This is a genomic window from Nocardia sp. NPDC058705 (assembly GCF_042749305.1).
Taxonomy (GTDB): domain Bacteria; phylum Actinomycetota; class Actinomycetes; order Mycobacteriales; family Mycobacteriaceae; genus Nocardia.
The window spans coordinates 205102-227417 of record NZ_JBHYRN010000004.1 but is presented as its reverse complement, the minus strand read 5'-3'; the positions used below and the strand labels follow the sequence as shown (position 1 = coordinate 227417).

Genomic DNA, 22316 nt, shown 5'->3' with positions numbered 1-22316 from the left:
TGAGTCTATTCGGCCGAACCCGCCCGCTGCGCCGCGCGCGCCCTGGAGAACCGCCAGCCGATCAGCAGCGCGGGCACGATGATCAACAGGCTCGCCACCGTCCACGTGCCCACCGGCCGGTCGATCGCCATCAGGACCAGCACGGTGAACAGGAAGGCCAGCGTCGCCCACCCGGTGTACGGCGCGCCGATCATCCGGAACGCGGGCCGCTCGATCTCCCCCCGCTTCCACATCCGCCACATGCGCAGCTGACACAGCACGATGGTGGCCCACGACGACAGGATGCCGAGCGAGGCCACGTTCAACACGATCTCGAACGCCTGATCCGGCACGAACCCGTTGAGCGCCACTCCGAGCAGCGCGATACCGAAGGTGAGCAGGATGCCGCCGTAGGGCACGCCGTGGCCGCTCATCACCGCGGTGAACCGTGGCGCGCTACCGCGCATCGACATCGAACGCAGGATCCGGCCGGTCGAATACAGGCCAGCGTTGAGACTGGAGAACGCCGCGGTGAGCACCACGATGTTCATCAGCGAGCCGATGCCGGGCACGCCGAGCGCGGCGAAGAACGTGACGAACGGGCTCTCCCCCGCGTGATAGGCCGTGTACGGCATCAGCAGCCCGAGCAGCAGCAGCGACCCGACGTAGAACACCGCGATCCGCACGATCACCGAGTTGATCGCACGCGGCATCAGCTTCTCTGGATCCTTGGTCTCCCCCGCCGCCGTACCGACCAATTCGACTGCGGCATAGGCGAAGATCACCCCGGAAGTGACCAGCACCAGCGGCAGGATGCCGGTCGGGAACATGCCTCCGTGCTCGGCAATCATCGGCGGACCGGTGGGCTCGCCGCGAATAGTGAAGCGCCCCAACAGGAATACCGTGCCGATGATCAGGAAGGCACACAGTGCGGTCACCTTCACCAGTGCCGCCCAGAACTCCAGCTCACCGAATGCCTTGACGCTCACCAGGTTCACGATCAGCACGATCACCAGGGCGATCAGCGCCAGCACCCATTGCGGCACAGAGGTCATCGGCTGCCAGTAGTGGAAATACAGTGCGATGGCGGTGGAGTCGGCGATCCCGGTCATCGACCAGTTCAGGAAGTACATCCAGCCCGCGACGAAAGCTGCCTTCTCGCCGAGGAATTCGCGCGCGTAGGAGACGAACGAACCCGACGTCGGGCGGTGCAGTACCAGCTCGCCCAGTGCGCGCAGGATGAAGAACACGAACACCCCGCACACCGCGTAGACGATCCACAGTGTCGGCCCCGCGCTGGCCAGCCTGCCGCCGGAACTGAGAAACAGGCCGGTGCCGATCGCGCCGCCGATGGCGATCATCATCAGCTGACGTCTGCCGAGGGACTTGTGGTACCCCGCGTCCTCGGCGTCGAGTTCCGGTCGATCACCCACAGCGGTCATGACACGCCACCCATCGTGCGAAAACACCCGAGAACGCGGACACCGGAACGGTACCGGCAACCACAACGGGCCGCGATGGCAACCCTGTGGCTAGCGACTCAATCGAGACCGGCGAACAGGTCGTGCTCGAAGCCGTCGGCCCCCACAGGGCCACGCTTGCCGCGCACCAGGGTGAAGTGTTCCTCCGGCAGCACCGGCAGCGCGATGTTGTTCGACAGAGCGAATTCCCGGCCACTCGGTGCGACGGTGACCTGGGTGGCGTGCGCGCGCATGGCGGCACGCTTGGCCGAGACCACGTCGGAGACATCGACCACGGTGGTCACGCCACCGGTGGACATGGCGGCCAGTTCGGCTTCGACCGGTAGCCGCCAGCCCGCGGGCAGTGCGCCCGGCAGCTCGTCGACGGTACGGCGGGCCAGTGCGGCGGTGTGCTGGCGGAGCAGGTCGCCGTCGGTGACGGTCCAGTAGAACTTCGGAGCGTCCCAGCCCTGCTCGGCGGCGGCCGCGACGGCCGCGGTGGTGATCTCGTGCGCGCGAATGTGGTCGGGGTGGCCGTAGCCGCCGCGCGGGTCGTAGGTGACGACGACCTGGGGCCGCAGTTCGAGGATCACCGCGACGAGCTCGTCGACCGCGGCATCACCGGAGTTCACGAAGGCCCGCGGGTTCGCCGCCGACGGCGTGCCTGCCATGCCGGAATCGCGCCACCGGCCGGGACCGCCGAGAAACCACGGCTCACCCGCGTCCAAGGCCGCCAGCGCGGCGGTGAGTTCGGCGATGCGGTAACCACCGAGCTGATCGGCTTCGGCGGCGACCAGGCGCGACCACCGTTCACCGATGACCTCGCCTTCCTCGCCGAGCGTGCAGGTCACCACCGTCACCGGGACACCACGGGCGCGGTAGTGCGCGATAGTTCCGCCCGTGGTGAGGGTTTCGTCATCCGGGTGTGCGTGAACCAGGAGCAGGCCGCCGGTATCTGTCATCGAATCCACCGCCAGTCATCTTGTGCCGCAACGGATATCGATCCAGTAGCAGCACACCACCAATTATTCTGTGCGGCAACGGGAACCGGCCCGATCGCGTGGATCACGGGATCCTCCGCCACTGCGCGGTATCGCCGAAGATGCCGACCTGAATGGCACCCGAGAGCGATACACCGTCGACGCGCGGGCCTGCCGCGGCGACGACGTTGTCCTGGACGATCGGCAACACCGTCGCCAGTTCCCACAGCCGCGGCTCGGCTTCGGACAGGATCCGCGGCACCTCGAAGCCACGCAGGGCCTCGTCGATCGACGGCTGCAGGGTCGGGTCGCACACACCGCCGATATTGCTCGGCGCCTTACGATATGCCTCGGCCGCGGCCAGTGCGGGGCCTTCGGCAGGGGCCGGTTCGACCGGCGCACAGCCGTAGCGGGAGGCCAGCGCGTTGGCCGGGTCGCCGCCTGCCAGCTCCCAGCCGACGATGGCGTCGACGGCGGATTCGGTGAGGTCCTTGCCGTACAGCTCGTCGGCGGCGAGGCCGCGCACGGTGGCATCGATTCCGGCACTGCGCAATTGGTCGGCGGCGGTATTGGCCACGGCCAGCGCCGACGCGTCCTCGGTGACGGCGCCGATCCGCACCGACAGCCCCTTGCCGTTGCGCGCCACCGAGCGCGGACGCGGCGCGGGCGAGGTGGGCGAATTGGTCTGCGTCGCCTCGGGTGCGCGACCGTAACCGGCCTCGGCCAGCAGCGCGAACGCCTCCTCGGCGCTCATCCGCGGCGGCGCGGTGGGCACATAACCGGGACTCGACGGCGAAAGTACTTGTGCGCGTGCAGGTTCGACCCAACCGCCGGTCTGTGCGCCGACCGTCGCCAGCAGGGCGGGGTCGAGCAGCGCGAGCACCGCCTTGCGGACCCGCACATCGGCGAGGTCGCCGGAGCGGCCGTTGAGGGCGAGTTGCAGTTCGCGGGCTTGCGGCATGATCGTGGTCCGCACCGACGGGATCGCGGCCAGCTGCGCCTGGGTGGCAACACCGCCGTGCACGAGCGCCATCTGCGCGTCACCGGTGCGCAGCGATTCCGCCAGCTGCGAGGGCGTGCCGCCACGGCGGAACTGGATCTGATCCGGCGAGGCGGGGGTGCCCCAGAAGCGATCGTTGCGTTCCAGGAGGATCTCGTCGCGTCCGCGATCGACTGTTTTGATGGTGAAATTGCCACCCGAGACCGGGATTTCGTCGACAAGGCCGCTGGTGAACCCGCCCGGGGAGTCCTTCACCAGATGCGAGGGCAGCAGATTCGAGAACAGTTCACGCCAGGCGGGATAGGGCTGCGCCATCGTCACGGTGACCGTTTTGCCGCCACCCGAGGACGCCACGTCCGAGATCAGCCGGTAGCCGGCCGGATCCACCACGCCGGGCTGACTGATCATCTGCTGCCAGAGGAACCGGAAATCCTCGGCCGCGATCGGGGCGCCATCGGACCAATTGGCCTGATTGCGCAGGGTGTAGGTGATGGTGAACGGCTCCTGGGCCGTCACATCGGCCGAGGTGATCAGCGAGGTATCGGGCACCCAGTCGACCAGTCCGGGATGCACCGGACTCGGCGCGGCGCGGAACGGGCTCGGCAGCACCATCGAACTCACCGCGCTGGTCACCGGCGACTGATCCGAGCGCAGATGCGGGTTGAACCCGATGCCGATGTCGTCGATCGCGACGACCACGGTGTTCTTGCCGGGCTTGGCCTGGGTGGTCTTGGGCGAGTCGGAAGACTCGATCGGTGGTGGCGGATTCGCCGTGCAGCCGGCCACGACCGCCGTCGAGGCGATCATCGCCAGCACCATCGCGCGCCACCCTGCACGCCGCCCCGAACTCACAATGCGCACTCTACCCATCCACTCGATCGCCCGCCGTTCGGCCACATCAGGCCCACGAAAAGGCGTCGGCCGGGTCCGTTTCCGGTACCCGGCCGACGCCGTTCGAAACTACTGCCGACTAGTTCGCGGCGGCCTTGTCGCGAGCCTTGCGACGCGACAGGTCGCGGGCGCGCTCGTTGGCGCCGAGGACGAGCTTGCGCACACGGACCACCTCGGGGGTGACCTCCACGCACTCGTCTTCGGTGCAGAACTCCATCGCCAGCTCGAGGTCGAGCTGCAACGGCTTGGCCATGGTCTCGAAGGTGTCCGCGTTGGCGCTGCGCATGTTGGTCAGCTTCTTCTCGCGGGTCACGTTGATATCGAGATCCTCGGCACGCGGGTTGATGCCGACGACCATGCCCTCGTAGGTGTCGGCACCCGGCTCGACGAAGAACTGACCACGGTCGGCCAGCTGGATCATCGCGAACGGGGTGACGGTGCCCGCGCGGTCCGACACGAGCGAACCGGTGTGGCGCGCACGGATCTCGCCGGCCCAGGGGGCGTAACCGTGGGCGACGGCGTTGGCGATGCCGGTGCCGCGGGTCTCGGTGAGGAACACGGTGCGGAAGCCGATCAGGCCACGCGAGGGGACGATGAACTCCATGCGCACCCAACCGGCGGCGTGGTTGCTCATCTGCACCATCTTGCCCTTGCGGGCGGCCAGCAGCTGGGTGATCGCGCCCAGGTACTCGTCGGGGCAGTCGATGGTCAGCTCTTCGAACGGCTCGTGGGTCTTGCCGTCGACCTGCTTGGTGACCACCTGCGGCTTGCCGACGGTCAGCTCGAAGCCTTCGCGACGCATCTGCTCGACCAGGATGGCCAGCGCCAGCTCACCACGACCCTGCACCTCCCAGGCATCGGGACGGCCGATGTCGAGCACGCGCAGCGACACGTTGCCGATGAGCTCGGAATCCAGGCGCGACTTGAGCATGCGGGCGGTGAGCTTGTGGCCCTGCACCCGACCGACCAGCGGCGAGGTGTTGGTGCCGATGACCACCGAGATGGCGGGCTCGTCGACGGTGATGCGCGGCAGCGCGATCGGGTTGTCCGGATCGGCGAGGGTGTCGCCGATCATGATGTCGGGGATACCGGCGATGGCGACGATGTCGCCCGCCTCGGCGACCTCGCCGGGCTGACGCTCGACACCGATCGTCTGCAGCAGCTCGGTGATCTTGACCGTCTTGGCGCCGTCGGCGTTGATCCAGGTGACGTTCTGACCCTTGCGCAGCTCGCCCGCGTAGATGCGGACCAGGGCCAGACGACCGAGGAACGCCGACGCGTCGAGGTTGGTGACGTGGGCCTGCAGCGGCGCGTCCTTGTTGCTCTTCGGTGCCGGGATGTAGTCCATCAGCACCTCGAACAGGGCGTCGAGGTTCTCGGCGTCGGGAGCGGAACCGTTTTCGGGCTCCACCTTCGAGGCCTTGCCCTCACGGCCCGAGGCGTAGAGGACCGGCAGGTCCAGCGCCAGCTCGGCGGCTTCGGCGGCCTCGTCGTCGAGGTCGGAAGCCAGGTCGAGCAGCAGGTCGTGCGACTCGGAGACGACCTCGGCGATGCGGGCATCGGGGCGGTCGGTCTTGTTCACGACCAGGATGACCGGCAGCTTGGCGGCAAGCGCCTTGCGCAGCACGAAGCGGGTCTGGGGCAGCGGGCCCTCGGACGCGTCGACGAGCAGCACGACACCGTCGACCATGGAAAGGCCGCGCTCGACCTCGCCACCGAAGTCGGCGTGGCCGGGGGTGTCGATCACATTGATGACGGTGAGAGAACCATCGGGGTTATGGCGATGAACTGCGGTGTTCTTCGCGAGAATGGTGATGCCCTTCTCGCGCTCGAGATCACCGGAGTCCATGACTCGGTCGACCAGTTCTGCTCGCTCCGCGAACGCGCCCGACTGACGAAGCATGGCGTCGACCAGCGTCGTCTTGCCGTGGTCGACGTGGGCCACGATGGCGACGTTGCGAAAATCGCGTGAAGACGACACGCCTGGATCCTCCTGCTGTTGGGGTGTTTGGCGCGCATTCATCTGGCATCGCGGCCTGTTACAGCCTACCGGTTGCGCGGGGGCACCCTCGTGTCAGGCTTTGTACTTAGGCTAGGCTAACTCACATGGGCAAGGTGAAGGCGAAGAAGGTCTCGAGCCTGAAGCCGAAGAAAAAGTGCTGCAGGAAGAAGACGCGCTGCTTCAAATGCCCCGTCGTCATCATGCGAATGAAGAAGGCAGAGGCCGCCGGAATGTGCGGTAAAGATCTCAAAAAGGCCTTGAAGCTGGCGCGCGCCAAGTAAACGAAGCGTACAACCGAGGTATGGGTACTCCGCTGCTCTCCCCGCCCGAACTCACCATCGCACTGGCCACGCTGCCGGAGTGGTCGCGCGAGGGTGACGCGATCACCCGCACCGTCAAGGCGCCGAGCTTCCTGGCAGGCATCGAGACAGTGCGCAAGGTCGCCGAAGCGGCCGAAGCCGCCGATCATCATCCTGATATCGATATCCGTTGGCGCACACTGCGTTTCACCTTGAGTACACACTCGGAAGGTGGGCTGACCGCGCTCGATACCGCGATGGCCCACACCATCGACGACATCGTCGGCTGAGCCTCAGCCAGCGGGGACCTCGGCGCGGCGGCCGGGCAGTTGCTTGCGCAGGGTGTCGCGGCCGTGCCAGATCAGCCAGCCGAACAGGACGAACACGCCGATCACGTCGACCGCGCCGAGCCAGGCCAGCGGCCACGGGCGCGGGATCGTCCAGATCGTGGGCTGGGCGAACGAGAGCACCCACGGCACGCCGACCAGCATGGTCAGCACCCAGAACCCCGCGATGATCCGCGCGACCCGCTCGTCCCGCAGCGGCCCGTAGAGCAGCCACAATGCCGTCGGGATGAGCCACACCCAGTGGTGTGACCAGGAGATCGGCGAGATCATCAACCCGAACAGCTGCACCAGCACCAGGGTGCCGAGCCGGTCGTCGGGGCCGAGCGTGCGCCAGGCGAGCAACGCCAGCACGGCCGTGACCACGACCGCGGCGATCCACCACGGACCCGACTGCACGTCGTAGCCCAGGATGCGGCTCAGCGCGCCGCGCAGCGACTGATTCCAGACCGAACCCACCGGGCCGATCCGATCGGCGTCACCGAGCAGGGTGCCGAAATAGCGCTTCGCCTCGTGCGCGTTGATGAGGAAGCTCACAGCGACGGTCAGCCCGAACGCGCCCGCCGACCACAGCACCGTCGCCCAACGCCGCCGCGCCACGAAGTACAGGCCGGTGATCGCCGGGGTCAGTTTGATGCCTGCGATCACGCCGACGATGGTGCCCGAGATCCACCAGCGCGCACTGCGCACAGCCAGCATCGCCCCGAACACCAGGAACACATTGACCTGGCCGTAGTCGATCGTGGTGCGCACCGGCTCGAGCCACACGCCCAGCGCCGTCCAGCCGACGGCCGCGGTGATCCACGGCGTCTGCTTGGCCTTGTCCGCGCCGAGCAACAGTTCGAAGCTGATCCTGATCACGCCGTAGAGCGCAGCCACCGTGGCCAGCATCCAGCCGACCGCTACGAGGGTGAACGGCAGATAGTGCAGCGGGAAGAACACCAGCGCGGCGAACGGCGGATAGGTGAACGGCAGCGGGAAGTCCGGCGTCACCTCCGAGTAGGTGAAGTCGTAGAGCCGATCGGTGAGCAGCGCGGCCGAACCGTCCACGTACACGTGCAGATCGACGACATTGAGGCCGTTCGGAGCGAAGATCATCCAGGCCAGCCGGGCGAGCACGGACAGTCCGAGCAGCGCGACAGCCCATCGGAGGTGTCTGTTCAAGGCCTGGCTTTCGGTCGTATGAGCGGGCGTGCGCGCCTGTCGCAGTGCTCGATCACCATAGCCGTGCGCGTACACGCGTATGCGCGCACGGGTTGGCGCCCCGACGACACCACTGGTCACAGTTGCATCAACATCCCCAGGTGTAACACCATGACGGACTAGCGTCGATGAACATGGTTTCGGCCGGTGCGCCACGTTGGGCCCGGCGCTGTACAACACGGCGGCGTTGTCCTTTAGAGTGGCCCCGACATGTTGGGCTCGACATCCCTCGCCCATCGCACCATCGAGGTAAGGACGGCTAGACAAGTGCTTCGTAGCCGAGGTTCGCGGATCGCAACGACCGCTCTCGCCATCGCGGCAGGCGCCATGCTCGCCGCGCCTGCATCGATTGCCGCACCAGCGCCCGCCCCGCAGGCGGCACCGATCAGCGTCCCGATGGTGCCCGAAGGCGTCCCGGTCGACGCGCTGGCCGCCTTCGCCCCCGCCGTCGCCGGTCTGGTCGCTGGCCCGGCCGATGTCGCCAGCCCGCAGACCGCCCTGCTCGATCAGGCGCGCGCCCTGCTGGCCACCATGAATCTGCCGCCCGCGATCAAGTCGACCCTCGAGCGGATCATCACCTTCCTCGACGGCAGCGGCGGTGGCGGTCCCGAACTCCCGCAGGACGGCCCGGCCATCGCGCAGTTCCTGTACCCGACCATCGGCAAGGGCTGCATCGGTGACGGCGCCGATTCGGTCGGCACCGCGCTCGCGGTCGCCGGTCCGGCGCAGCTGCCCCCGCCCGGCCCCGCCGCCGGTCAGGCCGGTTTCGTGTTCACCGCGCTCGGCACCAAGGCGCCGACCGGCACGCAGAACCCGCCGATGACGGTGCAGTGGCTCAACCTCGACACCCGCCAGTCCGCGATCCAGACGCTCACCGACGAGGCCAAGATCAACCCCGGCGGTCCGGCCACCCTGTCGGCCGTCGCGAACACCGGCCACGGCCGTGTGGTCGCGGTGATCTCGGGTTCGCTCACCACCGCCGCCGAGGGCGCCGCACCGCGCACCTGCACGTTCATGCCGACCCTGGGCTTCTTCACAGTCTGAGAGCCCCCCGCCTCCCCGAACCTTCAGGCCAGACCTGGGTGCGGGGAGGTTTGCGTTGGCGGCCAGACCATCGTCGTGGCGGGGTCAGCCCGTGCCCGGTGAGTTACCTATGTTCGTGCGTTGATCTGTCTCGCGCAGAGGTTTCCGGCTGTGCGATGTGGTAGACCGGGATGCATGGCGACCAAGCGCGATTCATCCCGGAACGTTCGGTCGATTCGGAGTCGGCGGTCGCAGCGGTCCATATTGTCGTATCGATCCGAGGGGTCGATTCTGTCGATCGGGTCGGCGTATTCGGTGCTGTCGATCGGGAGTGTCGGGTCGGTGCTGTCCATCGGGTCGATCGGGTCGTTCGGGTCGGGGCTCTCGTCGCTGTCGTTCGCCAGTATCGGGTCGGCGCTGTCGGGGCTGTCGCGGTGGTCGCTGATGTCGTGGCGCGGGGACCATTCCGCACCCGACACCAGGACACCGCTGTGCGTGATGCCCGACGACGAAGACGATATTCGCTGCGGAGCGACCTGCCACTGCCAGACCTAGCTCACCACTGGCCGTAATCCTCGACCAGTACCCGGTTCAGGTCGACGCCGATGCCGTCGATCGCGCGCTTGTCGATCTCGAATTGGTGCAGGTGCGCGGAGTCGTGCACGAAGCCGCGCTCGGTGCCCCAATTGTGTTGCCAGAACCAGGAACCCAGGCCTGCGTCGAGGGCGCGGTCGATGGTCGGCGCGTTGGCGTAGATACCGACGAGGTCGGGGCCGAGGACCGACTGCCAGCCCTCGATGTAGGGCGCGATCATCTCGTCGAACTCTTCGTCGGAGGGGTTGTCGTCGATGGAGGCGTAGATCGGCGCGGTGTCGGGTCCGCCCGCGGCGGCGTGGATGGCCCAGCCGCGCTCGGCGTGCTGCTTGCCTGCTTCGAGGCCGCCGCGCCAGTCGGCCGTCGGGCCCTTGCCGAACTGATAGTTCGACACGATCGACAGGCCGTGCGCCCACAGATCTTCGACCTCGGCGGCGAGCAGCGGTTTCCCTTCCATCCACTCCGCGCCCGGCCTGCGCTCGGAGACGTAGCGGATGACGCCGATGTGCCCTTCGGCCGCGATCGACGCGGCGGAGGGAACTCCGGCGGCGTAGTCGACCATGGTGCCGAAGGATTGGGCGCGGGCAGGGGTGGCGGCGAGGCCGGCACCGATCGTGGCCGCGGCGGCGGCGAAGCCGAAGAACTTCCGCCGGGACACCGGAACAGAACGCATCGCAGGACTCCTTCGCGCAACCTTCACCGGCAAGCGAACCCGACGCGCCTTCGGTGAGAAACGCGCGCCGGGAGTCTAGAACGTGCGCTTCATTGCACCACAACACCAGGGGAACCGCCAGAACCATCGGCAACATTCGCCCCACGAGTCACAGGGATCAGGTGGCGCCGTCGATCGCCGCGCCCACATCGATCGTGCGGCCGGTCGGATCGGCCAGCTCGGCACTGACCGCCGCGACAACCTGCGCGACGATCTGCTTCTTGATCCCGGCCAGCCGGGCCAGGGTGGCCGCGCGCAGGCCCTTGGCCTTGAATTCCATCGAGATGTCCGCGAGGGCGGGCGGCGGCACCTCGATCACGATCTGCAACGGCTCGGCGGCCCGTGCCGTGAGAACCAGCGGGATCTCCAGGTCGGCGCGGTAGTGGTTGGCCTTGAGCACGTCGACGGTGATATCGAGCCCCACCGGCACCGTCATATCGAAGATCCGCAGGTCACCGGGCGCACCGAGGCCGCGATCGATCACCCTCGGCTGCTCGATCGCGCCGCGGACGGTCACCGTCGCGGCGCCCCGCGGACCCTCGGCCAGCGGGCCGATCTCGATCTCGCTGCCCGCCATCTGGCCGACCACGCCGTGCACGCGGTCCCTGGTGACGATGGTGGTGAAGAAGCGCAGCCCGAATTCGCGGTAGTCGATCCAGTCGAAGACGGTGTCGTTGCGATGCGGTGAGGGGTAGCCGTCGAGGATCGCCTCGATGTCGAAGACCCGCTCCGAGCGGATCTTCGGATCACCGACGATGGCGTTGACCCGGTTGGCGACCTCGCGTTGCACCAGGCCCGCGATCGGGTCGAGCAGCATCTCCCACGCGGTGTCGATGGCCTCGGCGCGCAGCGTGAAGCTGACGTCCTTGGCCGTCACGGAGGCGACATCGATGATGACCAGCAGCGGAGCGGCGGTGCGGGCGTGCAGGGTGAGCCCGATCTCCACCACGGCGGCCAGGCGCAGTTTCTTGCCGCCGAGAACCAGGTTCACGGCGAGAGTCAGTGGGATGCGCACGCCGAAGCTCAACGCGTCACCGGGCGTGCGGGTGACCACGGGGGTCCCCAGCGTGCCCTCTGCCACGAAACCGGCCAGTCCGGCGGGACCCAGCGAGAACGGCCCGATCTTCACGCCACGCCCGGTCATCCCCGACACCGCGGCCGTGATGCGCTCCTCGGTCACCGCGTAGGTGACGAACCGTTCGCCGAAATCGGCGTACTCGATCCCCATCGGGTCACGACGTGGCATTTCGTCCACCTTCACACGCACATCGAACACGGTACGTGACGTCGGCGAACCCGCTACCGGTGGCACAACTCCCCCGTCCTGCCGATGAGGGGGAAGCAGGACGGAGGAGTCGGCGACGGCGCTGCCGGGCGCCGCGACCTCCATGGTACGGGCATCAGCGTGGTACCGCCGTCCAGGATCGCCGCAGTTGTCTTGAGCGACAATCGATTTCAGAATCGCCCGTAACCGACCAGATCGGCGGTTTCGGCCGGGGTGATGGTGCGCACCCGGACCGTGCCCATCTCGTTGCCGCCGATGGTGGTGATCGTGTCGCCCTCGGCTTTCAGCACGATGTTGGTGTGTTGGCCGAGCGGACTGTCGGGACCGTAGAGCACCACGTCACCGGCACGTGGGCGGTAACCGACATCGGCGCGGGTGAATCGGCCGACCCGCTGGTAGTACTCCTGCAGCGTGTACACGCCGGGGATGCGCCAGGAACCGGAGTTCGGGTTGGCCAGCGGCCTGCCCGCCTCGCGCATCGTCCAACTGACGAAATCGGCGCACCAGGCTTCGCGCACACCCTCGGCGTACTTGGTGCCCTCGCCCGGTTGCTCGAACTCGCGGCGCAGCACGTCGACCAGCACGATCTGCTGTTCGTCGAGTTGTTCGCTGTCGAGCGCGGGGAACTGGTCGCCCCAATCGTGCTGCCACCACACCAGCCCGACCGCTACCACGGTCGCCGCGGCCAACAGGCCGGAGATTCCGATGATCCAGGACGTGCGTCGTCCGGGCCGTTCGGTTCGAATCTGCGTCATCGCCCCCCACTCTCGTTCGTCCTTCTGACCTATTGGACGAATCGCGAGGGTATTCGGTTCCCGCTCACGCGTGTTTTCCGAAGCGGACGCCGGCGACCACCGGATGGACCCCTGCGCCACCCGGGTTTCAGCACGGCTCGTCGCTCTCGGCGCGCGCAAGAACTGCGCACGCCGTCCCCTCCGGCGACAGTCGTCAGCGCAGAGGTGGTGTCGAACACTTTCCGCTCCGGAACACACTGGCCCGACCAGCACAAAGTCCGACAATCGACCTGGCACAGCGGGCGGGCGGCCGTGCGATCTCCCGCCCGGCTGCCATGATCTTTGCGAACCCTTTACCCTCGGTCAAGCTAGACAACTGTCCCAATTTGTCCCACCCCTTCGAAAGAGAGTCACTGCGTGGAACACCCGCATCCGCCGATCGCGCGCTACCTGCGCGAACGCCGTGAATCGGCCGGGCTGACCCGTGCTGCTCTCAGCACCATCGCGGGCATCTCCGCCGGACTCATCCAGAAGATCGAACAGGGCACGCGCACACCGACATTGGAGGCGCTCACCGCACTGTTCGAAGCGCTGGAAGTGCCCGACCTGTTCCGCGACCATCTCGTGGCCCTCTCGCTCTCGGATCGCTACGACAGCTCAGCGCCCGAACCGAACATCGACGTGCTCGACACCGATCGCATCCTGCTCGACGCGATCCCCTATCCCGCCAGCCTGCAGGGCTATTCGACCTTCGACATCCTGGCAACGAACGCGGCGTGGACTCACTACTTCCCCGGCCTGGTTCCCGGCACGACTCTGCTCGAGTGGATGTTGCTCGATCCGCGAGCGCGCATCGCGATGATCGACTGGCACCTCCAGGTTCACCTGTGCGTCTACGGTTTTCGGGTGATGAGCCCCGGGGTCGTACCGCAGAAGCGCATCGACGAACTCGTCGCGGCCTGCTCGAAAGCGCCGGAATGGACCGAGTTCTGGACCACCGAGCCCATCGCACCGACCCACCTCGACCGCCCGGTGCAGCGGATCCGCGAGCCGGACTCGGGTGCGGTCGCCACGATGACCATGCAGGCCCTCGAATCGATGATTCCTCGCCGCGAATGGGCCCTTGTCGTGTTCTGCCCGGTGCCCGACGAGGGTCAGTCGCGCTGACGCATCGGGACGCAGGCGGTGAGCACGATCGCCGCGACCGCGCCCGCCATCGCGATGAAGAACGCGGTGTGGAACGCCGAACGGGTCGGCACCAGGTGCGGGCCGAGCTGCATGGTCATGTGCGCGAGGACGACGCCCATCACCGCCGCCGAGGTCGAGGTGCCGATGGAACGCATCAGCGAGTTGAGGCCGTTGGCGGCACCGGTCTCGCTCAACGGCACCGCGCCCATGATCAGCGCGGGCATGGCCGCGTACGCCAGACCGACACCGCCCGCGACGATCATCGACGACAGCATGATCTGCCAGACGGTATCCATCATCAGCACCGCGCACAGGTAGCCGATCGCGATCACGGCCGAGCCGAGCATCAGCGTGAACTTCGGCCCCTTCTTCGCCGACAACCGCGCCGACACCGGCGACAGCATCATCATCACCAGACCGGTCGGCGCCATCGCCGACCCGGCCACTACCATCGACAGCCCGAATCCGTATCCGGTCTGTTCGGGGGCCATGAGCAGCTGCGGGAACGTGAGCGTCATGCCGTAGAGCGCGAAGCCGACCGCGATCGAGGCCATATTCGTGAACAGCACGCGCGGGCGCGCCGATACGCGCAGGTCGACCAGTGGCGCGGATCGGCGCAGTTCATAGGCGCCCCAGCCGAGGAAACTCAGCAGCGACATTCCGAACAGCGCGAGGATCGAACCACTCGTCCAGCCCCAGTCGGCGCCCTTGGTGATGCCGATCAGCAGCGCGAGCAGGGCGATCGTCAGCCCGATCGCGCCGCCGAAATCGAAGCGCGACGGCGTACGCACCGGCGACTCCGGCACGAACACGACCACCAGCACCGCACACAGCAAGCCCATCGCGCCCGCGGTCCAGAACAGCATGTGCCAGTTCGCGTTCTGCGCGATCAGCGCCGAGAACGGCATGCCGATGGCACCGCCGACACCGAGGGTCGCGCTCATCACCGCTATCGCGCCGCCCACCTTCGCGGGCGGGAGTTCGTCGCGCATGATGCTGATCCCCAGCGGGATCGCTCCCACTGCGATGCCCTGCAGCGAGCGGCCGATCACTTCGGGCAGCAGTGAATTCGCGGTCGCGCAGACCACCGAACCGACGATCATGAAACCGAGATCGGTGACGAGAATTCGCCGCTTGCCGAACATGTCGCCCAGTCTTCCGGCGATCGGTGTCGAGACCGCGCCGGCCAGCAGGGTCGCGGTGATCACCCAGGAGGCGTTGGACGCCGAGGTGTTCAGCAGTCCGGGCAGCGACGGAATGAGCGGGACCACCAGCGTCTGCATGAGCGAGACCACGATGCCGACCGTGCTGAGCACCGCGATGAGTACGGCCGACGACGGGCGACGGATTTCGGGAGGAGCCGGCGACACGTCGGCGTCGGTAACAGACACAAATGTGCACGCTACACAGCATGTGCATACTGCACAATTTGTGTCAGCGGTGACCCACACGACATAGTTGGCACATGTCCGATTCCGGCGCCGCCGACGACACCCCGTTCACTCGCCTGGTGTTCGAGCTGAACCTGATCGCGCGGCACTTCCCCACGACTACCCGCAGGCGACCCGGCTTCCTGCTCGACCGATCGGCGTTCCTCATCCTCACCCGGCTCGACCTCGGCGAACCACTGAGCCTGCGCGAGCTGTCGGAGGCGTTCCAGCTCGACATCTCCACCATCAACCGCCAGGTCGGAGCGATGCTGAAACAGGAACTCGTGCAACGGGTTCCCGATCCCGACGGCGGCGTCGCGCGCAAGATCAAGGCCACCACCGACGGCTCGGCCGCCCTCGCGGCGGACCGGCGCCACCGCAGCAGCGACATCGGCAAGGTGGTGGCCGACTGGCCCGCCGACGATGTCGCCGAGCTCAGCAGGCTGATGCGTAAATTCAACCGGTCGGTCGAACAGCTCGAGGAAAATCCGTGGCCGAGACCGCCGCGCAGCGACAGCTGATCGCGTTAAGCTGCGCGGCGTGGTCACTCACCGGTCTACCCGCCCGAGCTGGCTTTCCTGGGACAACTATTTCGTCGGTGTCGGCGGACTCGTCCTCGGCCTGTGCTTCGGCACCTGCGCCGCGCTGATCGCCGGGCCCGAACACAAAGTCGCGGCGATCGTTCTCGTCGTGCTCGCCGCGGTGTGCATTCTGCCCGCGCTGCTGCGCGCCCTCGGCGAACTCAGCGTGTGGGTGCGGCTGGCGATCCTGCTGATCGGCTTCGCACTACTGCTGCCCGCGATTCTGGTCAGCGGCGAAGTCCGCGACTGGGCCGCCGAGCGCTGGGACAAGGCCTGGAATTAGCCGTTGCGCATCGGAATCGACAGCAGCACGCGCAGGGTGTTGTGGATGAGCTGCGATGTCTGCCACATGTAGTAGGTGGCGGCCGGGCCGGACGCCGCGGCCGAACCCGATGCCGAGCCGGACGCCAGATCCGCGGACCCGCTGGCCGAACCCGAGCCGGGAAGTGCCGCAGCCGAACCCGTCGATCCGAGCAGTCCGATCATCACCGCCGCTCCCACCACTGCGACTCGAACGGCGGCAGGCTTGCGCGTTTCACGACCGGAAAACATCAGATAGATCCCACTCTGTCGAAATGCATTGCGAATGCCCAGTATTCACACCAGAACTCACCGCCAAACCTATTTCGCCGGGATTGACCCCGATGTTCGGTTTACGCGGTGAGTCCGTCGGTGTGTCCGGCCCCGGATCTATGGTGCGCCACAATCAACTGGGGTGGCCAGACCACGATTGTCGGGGCATCCAGATTTCTATCGCCGCGACCACCTACGGGCCGGCGCGGCGGCTTCCTCGTGTTCCCGTGCCGCCGCCGCCAATTCCGCGCCGCGTTCGCGGGCCGTATCAACCAGATACGTGCCTCGCTCGCGCGCGGCTTCGGCCAGCTCAGGCCCCTTTTCCTTGGCGACTTCGGCAATCTGGGCACCGCGGGTGCGGGCCGACTCGGCCACCTCTGGACCGCGATCCTTGGCCACCTCCACCAAGTGCGCACCTCGGGTCCGAACCGCTTCGGCCACCTCGGGGCCACGATCCTTGGCCACCTCCACCAGGTGGGCACTGCGCGTGCGCAGCGCGTCGGCCAGCTGCGGCCCACGTTCCCGGGCGATCTCGGCCAGGTGCTCGCCCTGCTCGTGGGCGACATCGGCGAGCTGCGCGCCACGCACCTTGGCCGCGGCCGCGATGGCAGCGCCTTCGGCCGCGATGCGGGGCTCCTCACGCCGGAACGCCCTGCGCGCCCGCCATCCCAGCGACGGCTTGCCCTCGGTATCGGCCGCCGCGATCATCAGTCCGCCGAGCAGTCCGAGGTCCTTCAGGAATCCCACCCGCTTCGCGGCCTTACGATCCGGATCGTTCTCGGCCCAGAAGTCCTGCTCGGTCACGGTCCCCGGCACCACCGTCGCGGCCAGCAGCACCGCGGCAGGCCGTGGCGCCCGCCCACTCGCCAGCAACAACCCACCGACCACCTGCGCCGCGGAGTTGACGCGCACGAACTGACTCGGATCGTCGGGCACCCGCGCAGCCAGCGCGTCGGGCAGGCCGCTCCTGCCCTTCTCGGCGAGCGCGTCAGCGGCGGCGGCACGTGGCTTCTGATTCATCAACCCGTTCACCCCGGCGGCCACGAAAGTGGTCCCCAGCAGCGCGCGAGCAATGCGTCGAACAGGCTTGATCGGCATCGTCGATCCCTTCGTGTCTACGACTGGGAAAACGGCTCCCTACATTCGACTACCCGGGTCTTGCAATGACAAACGATGGACGAAACGGGGCATGCCCTGCCCAGTGGCTAGTGTCGGCTGGGTGCCCGACGACACCGTTCAAGCCGCCTATTCCGCCCTCCACACCCGCTACATCGAGGTTTGCGGCCACCTCGATTTCCTCGATCCCGAAGACACCACCTTCGCCGTCACCCACCTGTCCCCCGGCCCCGTCCTCGACCTCGGCTGCGGCCCCGGCCACTTCACCAAATTCCTCACCGAAGCGGGCATCCCCGCCACCGGCATCGATATGGTCCCCGAGTTCATCACCCACGCCCGAAGCACCTACCCCGGCATCCCCTTCGAACTCGGCTCCCTGCGCACTCTCGACGCCCCCACCGCCTCCGTCCCCGCCATCCTCGCCTGGTTCTCCCTCATCCACCTCACCCCCACCGAACTCCCCGCCGTCCTGACGGAATTCCACCGCGCCTTGACGCCCGGTGGCCGCCTGGTAATCGGCTACTTCGAGTCCCCCGACACAGTCGACCCATTCCCCCACAAGGTGACCACCGCCTACCGCTGGCCCACCACCACCCTCACCGACCTCCTCACCGACCTCGGCTTCACCGAACTGGCCCACCTCCACCACCCCGCATCAGGCGAAGTCCGCCCCAGTTCCGCCCTCGCCGTCGCCAAGTCGGCGTAACCGATCGTTGCCCCCGCCGAGCGATGACGGGATCCCTCGGGGAGTTCCTGTGGGCGTCGGCTCATGGATCATGCCTGGTCAGATGAGGGTTCGTTGGTCACACCCGAGGTGGCGAACTACCACCCCTGAGGGATAGCCGACCACCCCTCGGGTTCGTGGCTCGGCATGCCCCTATCTCGTTGAATTGTCTTCAGGACAACCCAACGACCATAGGAGCACCGATGCCGAAGCCGCCCACCGTCAAGAAGATCACTGCGACGACGCTGATCGTCGCAGGTCTGGCCGCCGTTGTCGCAACCACCGCGCCCGCGGCGAACGCGACCAACGGGGTAGACGGAGCCATCGTCAGCCCAGCTGCGGGGATGGTGACTCTGAGTTGGCGGGTCTACATTCCCGCAGGCAGCACCGCGGCCTGCGACATGGTCGTCGAGAACAGCGTCAACACCACCGGCACATACCGCGAGTTCGACTACACCGCCGTCGGCGGCTCGCCCAATCACCAAGGCCGACTGATCAGCGACTCGTTCCAGGCGCCTGCCCCTCCGGGCAGCACCGCCCACGGCGACGTCTACTGCACCATCCTGAAACCCGACGGCCAAGCAACCGTCGGCGCCTGGCAGGGCAGCACAAGGGTCAAGTTCGCGGTCAAGGACGCCCCGATGATCCCGCCCGGCGGCGGCGTGGGCTGATTCACCCGGGACACCGTGTAGTCGTAGCGCGCCTGACTCGTCTCGGGGTCCCGGGCTTCGACCAGCGTCACCGAACTCACGACGACACGCATGTCCTGGCGGTCACAGGGTCTGCTTCGTCGCTGAAGCCGGCAGGTCGGTGGTGGTGATGGCGGCCGTTGTTCGAGCGCCGCCGCGCTGTGCGGCACCGCCGGCCACGATCACGATGGCGATGCCGAGCAGTTGGAAGAACGTGGGCGTCTGCGCGAGCACGAGCAACCCGATGAGGAGGCCGAAGGCGGGCTCGATGGCAAGCAGCGTGCCGAACGCGGTGTGGGTCATCCGCCGCAGGGCGAGCATCTCGAGCGCGAACGCGATCACCGGGGTGATCAGCGCGATCCCGGCGGCCGCGGGCAGCACCCACCAGGTGAGATCACCGCCGATGACCTGCGGTAGCCCGACCGGCAGCGTGGCCAGCGCAGCGATCGGGATCGTGAGCGAGAGCCCGCTGATGCCGGAGAACCGGTCGCCGACGTGTTGGGTGAGTACGTTGTACAGCCCCCAGCACGCACCCGCGGCCAAGGCGAATCCGACGCCGGCGAGATCGATGTGCCCGCGCCAGGGCTCGGTGAGCAGGACGACGCCGACGAAGGCGACCAGCGGCCACACGAGCGCCTTGCGGCGCTTGCTCATCAGCCCCGCCACGGTCAGCGGGCCGAGGAACTCGATCGCGACCGCGGTGCCGAGCGGGATGCGATCGACGGCGGAAAGGAAGAAGGTCGTCATGAACCCCGTCACCACGCCGAGCGCGAGCAGCGCCGGGAGATCCTTGCGACGAAGAGATCGGATCGCCGGGCGGGCGATCATCCAGAGGAACATCACCCCGAAGCACATGCGCAGCCAGGCGGTCCCTGCTGCGCCGACCTGCTCGATCACCGGGACCGAGAGGGCGCTGGAGAGCTGCACGGCGAGCATCGCCGCGACCGCCATCGACCACGGCGGGATCCCAGGGGCGCTACGTTCGCCGATCATGGAGCACCCTCGATTGTCCTCAGGCGCAACGAATTACACGTTGAAGCGGAAGTCGCAGACGTCGCCGTCGTGCATGACGTATTCCTTGCCCTCCATGCGGACCTTGCCCGCGGCCTTGGCAGCGGCCATGGACCCTGCTTCGACCAGATCATCGAAAGCGACGAGTTCTACCTTGATGAAGCCACGTTCGAAGTCGGTGTGGATGACGCCGGCGGCCTTGGGGGCGGTGTCGCCCTGGTGGATGGTCCAGGCTCGAGATTCCTTGGGGCCTGCGGTGAGGTAGGTCTGCAGGCCGAGGGTGTGGAAACCGGCGCGGGCGAGGCCGTGCAGGCCGGGTTCGGTCTGGCCGATGGATTCCAGCAGCTCCATGGCTGATTCGTCGTCGAGTTCGAGGAGCTCGGCTTCGACCTTGGCGTCGAGGAAGACGGCGTCGGCGGGGGCGACGGAGGCCTTCAGCTCGGCGATCTTGGCCTCGTCGGTGAGGACGGATTCGTCGGCGTTGAAGACGTAGAGGAACGGCTTGATGGTGAGCAGGGAGAGCTCACGCAGCAGGTCGGCGTCGATCTTCTTGCCCGCGGCGAACAGCGTGGTGCCCTCGTTGAGGAAACCCTCGGCGACCTTCGCGGCGTCGAGCAGGGGCTTGCGGTCCTTCTTGACGCGCGCTTCCTTCTCGAGGCGCGGGATGGCCTTCTCGAGGGTCTGCAGGTCGGCGAGGATGAGCTCGGTTTCGATGACCTCGATGTCGGCGGCGGCGTCGACCCGGCCGTCGACGTGGATCACGTCGTCGTCGGCGAACACGCGCACGACCTGACAAATGGCGTCGGCCTCACGGATGTTGGCGAGGAACTTGTTGCCAAGGCCCGCACCCTCGGAGGCGCCCTTCACGATGCCTGCGATGTCGACGAACGACACCACGGCGGGCACGATCTTCTCGGAACCGAAGATCTCGGCGAGCTTGTTCAGGCGCGGGTCGGGCAGCGGGACCACGCCGACATTGGGCTCGATGGTCGCGAAGGGGTAGTTCGCGGCCAGCACGTCGTTCTTGGTCAGCGCGTTGAACAGCGTCGACTTTCCGACGTTGGGCAGGCCGACGATTCCGAGGGTAAGGCTCACGAGAAGAGAAGTCTACGCGGCACTCACCGCACCACACTCGGCGCCCGGCGCCCGAACTGGCCAATTGATCACCATGCTCTGGTGCAGGCTCGCTCTCGGGCGATACTCGCGTGAGTACATGGTGATCAATTGTCCAATGTTCAGGGGACCAGGACTACTTTGCCCAGGTTGGCGCGTTGCTCGATGACTGCGTGGGCGGCTGCGGCGTCGTCGAGGGCGAACTCGGCGTGCACGACCGGGTGCAGTAGGCCGGAGGCGTAGTACTGCCAGACTTCCTGGCGCAGGTCCTCGTAGCGGGCGGGGTCGCGCTGGGCGAGACGGCCGATGCGGAAACCGGTGAGGGATTTGCCGCCCGCCAGGAGATCTTCGGTGTCGATGAGGCCGCCGCCGGTGCCGTAGGTGACCGCGCGACCACCTTCGGCGAGACCCGAGAGAGTGCCACCGAGACCGGTGCCGCCGACGCCGTCGAGGGCGTAGTCGGCCTGCTTGCCGCAGTGCAGCTGGTCGTAGGTGAACACCTCGTCGGCGCCGAGTTCGCGCACGAAATCGATCTTGGACTCGTCGGAGACCGCACCGACCACCCAGCTCGCGCCACGCACCCGGGCCAGCTGCACCGCGAGGTGCCCGACACCACCCGCGGCGGCGGTGACCAGCGCGGTTTCACCTTCACGCGGGGCGGCGGTGTCGAGTGCACCGAGCGCGACGAGGCCACTGCGCATCAGGGCGACGGCGTCGACAGCCGAAGCGCCGTCGGGGATGGCCGAGACCTGGTCGACCGCGAGGACTACATACTCGGCGTAGGCATCAGCGGTACACAACCCGACGACGCGATATCCGGCGCTGTAACCGTCGACCCCGTCACCGACCGCGACGACCTCACCGGCCACTTCCGCACGCACCTGCTCGGCATCGCCGCTGATCCGGCGGATCGCCGACAGGGTGACCCCGATCGCCTCGACCCGCACCAGCAGCTCACCCGCACCGGCCACCGGCACCTCGGCCGCGACGACTTCGAGCGCCTCCGAACCACTGCCGCGCTCGTACTGAACCCGCCGCATGACACCTCCTACATAAGTTGAGCGAAGGCGCAAGATTAACCGGCTGACCTCGCGTTTCCACAGACCGAAGACCCGTGAGTGCGAAATCTCACCGCGCCCCCCGCGTTGCGGAGAGCACCTTCCGATACGGATTACCCTTCCTCGGAGACGAAGACGCGTGGGCAATGCCACACCCCGGCCGGGCGGGTCGGCAAGCGCGTGCCGCGGCGGCCTTCGGCGTGCGTCGCGCAATCTCGGTGCCGACTTCCGGTACTCGTCGACTTGTGGGCGCGCTCGTAGCGAGTTCGCCCGCGAAGATCGCGCGGATGACCTGGTCGCCACCGGCGTTCTCGGCGTAGCGTTGCA

At 67.4% G+C, this 22316-nt stretch carries 23 protein-coding genes; 9 read left to right on the top strand and 14 right to left on the bottom strand.

Annotated features, from left to right (window positions below; all coding sequences use genetic code 11):
* Nucleotides 1-5 precede the first annotated feature (5 nt).
* The 4 genes from ACFW6D_RS08515 to typA form a co-directional block, all read right to left on the bottom strand.
* Nucleotides 6-1421, bottom strand: coding sequence for an amino acid permease (locus tag ACFW6D_RS08515; RefSeq protein WP_379326116.1), 1416 nt, complete (start codon nt 1419-1421; stop codon nt 6-8).
* Between the two features lie 98 nt (nt 1422-1519).
* Nucleotides 1520-2401 (bottom strand): N-acetyl-1-D-myo-inositol-2-amino-2-deoxy-alpha-D-glucopyranoside deacetylase, encoded by an 882-nt coding sequence (mshB, locus tag ACFW6D_RS08510; RefSeq protein WP_379326114.1) that lies wholly within the window; start codon nt 2399-2401, stop codon nt 1520-1522.
* Between the two features lie 103 nt (nt 2402-2504).
* Nucleotides 2505-4238, bottom strand: coding sequence for an ABC transporter family substrate-binding protein (locus ACFW6D_RS08505; RefSeq protein WP_379326297.1), 1734 nt, complete (start codon nt 4236-4238; stop codon nt 2505-2507).
* 151 nt (nt 4239-4389) lie between these two features.
* On the bottom strand, nt 4390-6291 hold the full coding sequence (typA, locus tag ACFW6D_RS08500; protein ID WP_379326112.1) for a translational GTPase TypA: 1902 nt from the start codon (nt 6289-6291) through the stop codon (nt 4390-4392).
* A gap of 125 nt (nt 6292-6416) precedes the next feature.
* Between typA and ACFW6D_RS08495 the strand changes: the two genes are divergently transcribed.
* Together ACFW6D_RS08495 and ACFW6D_RS08490 are read left to right on the top strand one after the other, a co-directional pair.
* The gene (locus ACFW6D_RS08495; RefSeq protein ID WP_378907545.1) at nt 6417-6593 is read left to right on the top strand and encodes a hypothetical protein; all 177 of its coding nucleotides are present in this window, start codon (nt 6417-6419) and stop codon (nt 6591-6593) included.
* Nucleotides 6594-6613: 20 nt separating this feature from the next.
* Entirely contained in the window at nt 6614-6901 is a 288-nt protein-coding gene (locus tag ACFW6D_RS08490; protein WP_379326110.1) for a 4a-hydroxytetrahydrobiopterin dehydratase, read from the top strand.
* Between the two features lie 3 nt (nt 6902-6904).
* Here ACFW6D_RS08490 and ACFW6D_RS08485 read toward each other — a convergent pair whose 3' ends face one another.
* Nucleotides 6905-8119 carry a mannosyltransferase gene (locus ACFW6D_RS08485; RefSeq protein ID WP_379326108.1) on the bottom strand — a complete coding sequence of 405 codons (1215 nt, stop codon included), beginning with the start codon at nt 8117-8119 and terminating at the stop codon, nt 6905-6907.
* 306 nt (nt 8120-8425) lie between these two features.
* Here ACFW6D_RS08485 and ACFW6D_RS08480 point away from each other — a divergent pair, with 306 nt between their 5' ends.
* Complete coding sequence (locus ACFW6D_RS08480) at nt 8426-9202, top strand: hypothetical protein (RefSeq protein WP_379326106.1); 777 nt, start codon at nt 8426-8428, stop codon at nt 9200-9202.
* A gap of 174 nt (nt 9203-9376) precedes the next feature.
* A complete protein-coding gene (locus ACFW6D_RS08475) occupies nt 9377-9736 on the top strand; it encodes a hypothetical protein (RefSeq protein WP_379326104.1) in 360 nt (119 codons plus the stop codon).
* Nucleotide 9737: 1 nt separating this feature from the next.
* Here ACFW6D_RS08475 and ACFW6D_RS08470 read toward each other — a convergent pair whose 3' ends face one another.
* From ACFW6D_RS08470 to ACFW6D_RS08460, 3 genes are all read right to left on the bottom strand, one after another.
* The gene (locus ACFW6D_RS08470; protein ID WP_379326102.1) at nt 9738-10448 is read right to left on the bottom strand and encodes a DUF1906 domain-containing protein; all 711 of its coding nucleotides are present in this window, start codon (nt 10446-10448) and stop codon (nt 9738-9740) included.
* Between the two features lie 157 nt (nt 10449-10605).
* Nucleotides 10606-11754, bottom strand: coding sequence for a hypothetical protein (locus tag ACFW6D_RS08465; RefSeq protein WP_379326100.1), 1149 nt, complete (start codon nt 11752-11754; stop codon nt 10606-10608).
* A gap of 188 nt (nt 11755-11942) precedes the next feature.
* Nucleotides 11943-12527 (bottom strand): CHAP domain-containing protein, encoded by a 585-nt coding sequence (locus ACFW6D_RS08460; RefSeq protein WP_379326098.1) that lies wholly within the window; start codon nt 12525-12527, stop codon nt 11943-11945.
* A gap of 396 nt (nt 12528-12923) precedes the next feature.
* Here ACFW6D_RS08460 and ACFW6D_RS08455 point away from each other — a divergent pair, with 396 nt between their 5' ends.
* A complete protein-coding gene (locus ACFW6D_RS08455; RefSeq protein ID WP_379326096.1) occupies nt 12924-13673 on the top strand; it encodes a helix-turn-helix domain-containing protein in 750 nt (249 codons plus the stop codon).
* Here ACFW6D_RS08455 and ACFW6D_RS08450 read toward each other — a convergent pair.
* Nucleotides 13661-15085, bottom strand: coding sequence for an MFS transporter (locus ACFW6D_RS08450; protein WP_379326094.1), 1425 nt, complete (start codon nt 15083-15085; stop codon nt 13661-13663). The genes ACFW6D_RS08455 and ACFW6D_RS08450 overlap by 13 nt on opposite strands.
* A gap of 74 nt (nt 15086-15159) precedes the next feature.
* Here ACFW6D_RS08450 and ACFW6D_RS08445 point away from each other — a divergent pair, with 74 nt between their 5' ends.
* The gene (locus ACFW6D_RS08445; RefSeq protein WP_379326092.1) at nt 15160-15645 is read left to right on the top strand and encodes a MarR family winged helix-turn-helix transcriptional regulator; all 486 of its coding nucleotides are present in this window, start codon (nt 15160-15162) and stop codon (nt 15643-15645) included.
* A gap of 19 nt (nt 15646-15664) precedes the next feature.
* Nucleotides 15665-15988, top strand: coding sequence for a hypothetical protein (locus ACFW6D_RS08440; RefSeq protein WP_379326090.1), 324 nt, complete (start codon nt 15665-15667; stop codon nt 15986-15988).
* Here ACFW6D_RS08440 and ACFW6D_RS08435 read toward each other — a convergent pair.
* Nucleotides 15985-16257 carry a hypothetical protein gene (locus ACFW6D_RS08435; RefSeq protein WP_379326089.1) on the bottom strand — a complete coding sequence of 91 codons (273 nt, stop codon included), beginning with the start codon at nt 16255-16257 and terminating at the stop codon, nt 15985-15987. The genes ACFW6D_RS08440 and ACFW6D_RS08435 overlap by 4 nt on opposite strands.
* Before the next feature lie 198 nt (nt 16258-16455).
* The gene (locus ACFW6D_RS08430) at nt 16456-17376 is read right to left on the bottom strand and encodes a DoxX family protein (protein WP_379326087.1); all 921 of its coding nucleotides are present in this window, start codon (nt 17374-17376) and stop codon (nt 16456-16458) included.
* Nucleotides 17377-17497: 121 nt separating this feature from the next.
* Here ACFW6D_RS08430 and ACFW6D_RS08425 point away from each other — a divergent pair, with 121 nt between their 5' ends.
* Together ACFW6D_RS08425 and ACFW6D_RS08420 are read left to right on the top strand one after the other, a co-directional pair.
* Nucleotides 17498-18100, top strand: coding sequence for a class I SAM-dependent methyltransferase (locus tag ACFW6D_RS08425; protein ID WP_379326085.1), 603 nt, complete (start codon nt 17498-17500; stop codon nt 18098-18100).
* Between the two features lie 221 nt (nt 18101-18321).
* A complete protein-coding gene (locus tag ACFW6D_RS08420; protein WP_379326083.1) occupies nt 18322-18789 on the top strand; it encodes a hypothetical protein in 468 nt (155 codons plus the stop codon).
* A gap of 102 nt (nt 18790-18891) precedes the next feature.
* Here the strand turns inward: ACFW6D_RS08420 and ACFW6D_RS08415 are convergent, their stop codons facing one another.
* The 3 genes from ACFW6D_RS08415 to ACFW6D_RS08405 form a co-directional block, all read right to left on the bottom strand.
* Nucleotides 18892-19800 (bottom strand): DMT family transporter, encoded by a 909-nt coding sequence (locus ACFW6D_RS08415; RefSeq protein ID WP_379326081.1) that lies wholly within the window; start codon nt 19798-19800, stop codon nt 18892-18894.
* 33 nt (nt 19801-19833) lie between these two features.
* Nucleotides 19834-20913 (bottom strand): redox-regulated ATPase YchF, encoded by a 1080-nt coding sequence (gene ychF / locus ACFW6D_RS08410; RefSeq protein WP_379326079.1) that lies wholly within the window; start codon nt 20911-20913, stop codon nt 19834-19836.
* 140 nt (nt 20914-21053) lie between these two features.
* A complete protein-coding gene (locus tag ACFW6D_RS08405; RefSeq protein WP_379326077.1) occupies nt 21054-21971 on the bottom strand; it encodes a zinc-binding alcohol dehydrogenase family protein in 918 nt (305 codons plus the stop codon).
* Between the last annotated feature and the right edge of the window lie 345 nt (nt 21972-22316).

What these genes read in the sequence shown, in the direction of transcription:
- ACFW6D_RS08515 (WP_379326116.1), bottom strand. Translation starts at nt 1,421, where the DNA reads ATGACCGCTGTGGGTGATCGACCGGAACTCGACGCCGAGGACGCGGGG.
- mshB (WP_379326114.1), bottom strand. Translation starts at nt 2,401, where the DNA reads ATGACAGATACCGGCGGCCTGCTCCTGGTTCACGCACACCCGGATGAC.
- ACFW6D_RS08505 (WP_379326297.1), bottom strand. Translation starts at nt 4,238, where the DNA reads ATGGTGCTGGCGATGATCGCCTCGACGGCGGTCGTGGCCGGCTGCACG.
- ACFW6D_RS08495 (WP_378907545.1), top strand. Translation starts at nt 6,417, where the DNA reads ATGGGCAAGGTGAAGGCGAAGAAGGTCTCGAGCCTGAAGCCGAAGAAA.
- ACFW6D_RS08490 (WP_379326110.1), top strand. Translation starts at nt 6,614, where the DNA reads ATGGGTACTCCGCTGCTCTCCCCGCCCGAACTCACCATCGCACTGGCC.
- ACFW6D_RS08475 (WP_379326104.1), top strand. Translation starts at nt 9,377, where the DNA reads ATGGCGACCAAGCGCGATTCATCCCGGAACGTTCGGTCGATTCGGAGT.
- ACFW6D_RS08470 (WP_379326102.1), bottom strand. Translation starts at nt 10,448, where the DNA reads ATGCGTTCTGTTCCGGTGTCCCGGCGGAAGTTCTTCGGCTTCGCCGCC.
- ACFW6D_RS08460 (WP_379326098.1), bottom strand. Translation starts at nt 12,527, where the DNA reads ATGACGCAGATTCGAACCGAACGGCCCGGACGACGCACGTCCTGGATC.
- ACFW6D_RS08445 (WP_379326092.1), top strand. Translation starts at nt 15,160, where the DNA reads ATGTCCGATTCCGGCGCCGCCGACGACACCCCGTTCACTCGCCTGGTG.
- ACFW6D_RS08435 (WP_379326089.1), bottom strand. Translation starts at nt 16,257, where the DNA reads ATGTTTTCCGGTCGTGAAACGCGCAAGCCTGCCGCCGTTCGAGTCGCA.
- ACFW6D_RS08430 (WP_379326087.1), bottom strand. Translation starts at nt 17,376, where the DNA reads ATGCCGATCAAGCCTGTTCGACGCATTGCTCGCGCGCTGCTGGGGACC.
- ACFW6D_RS08420 (WP_379326083.1), top strand. Translation starts at nt 18,322, where the DNA reads ATGCCGAAGCCGCCCACCGTCAAGAAGATCACTGCGACGACGCTGATC.
- ACFW6D_RS08415 (WP_379326081.1), bottom strand. Translation starts at nt 19,800, where the DNA reads ATGATCGGCGAACGTAGCGCCCCTGGGATCCCGCCGTGGTCGATGGCG.
- ACFW6D_RS08405 (WP_379326077.1), bottom strand. Translation starts at nt 21,971, where the DNA reads ATGCGGCGGGTTCAGTACGAGCGCGGCAGTGGTTCGGAGGCGCTCGAA.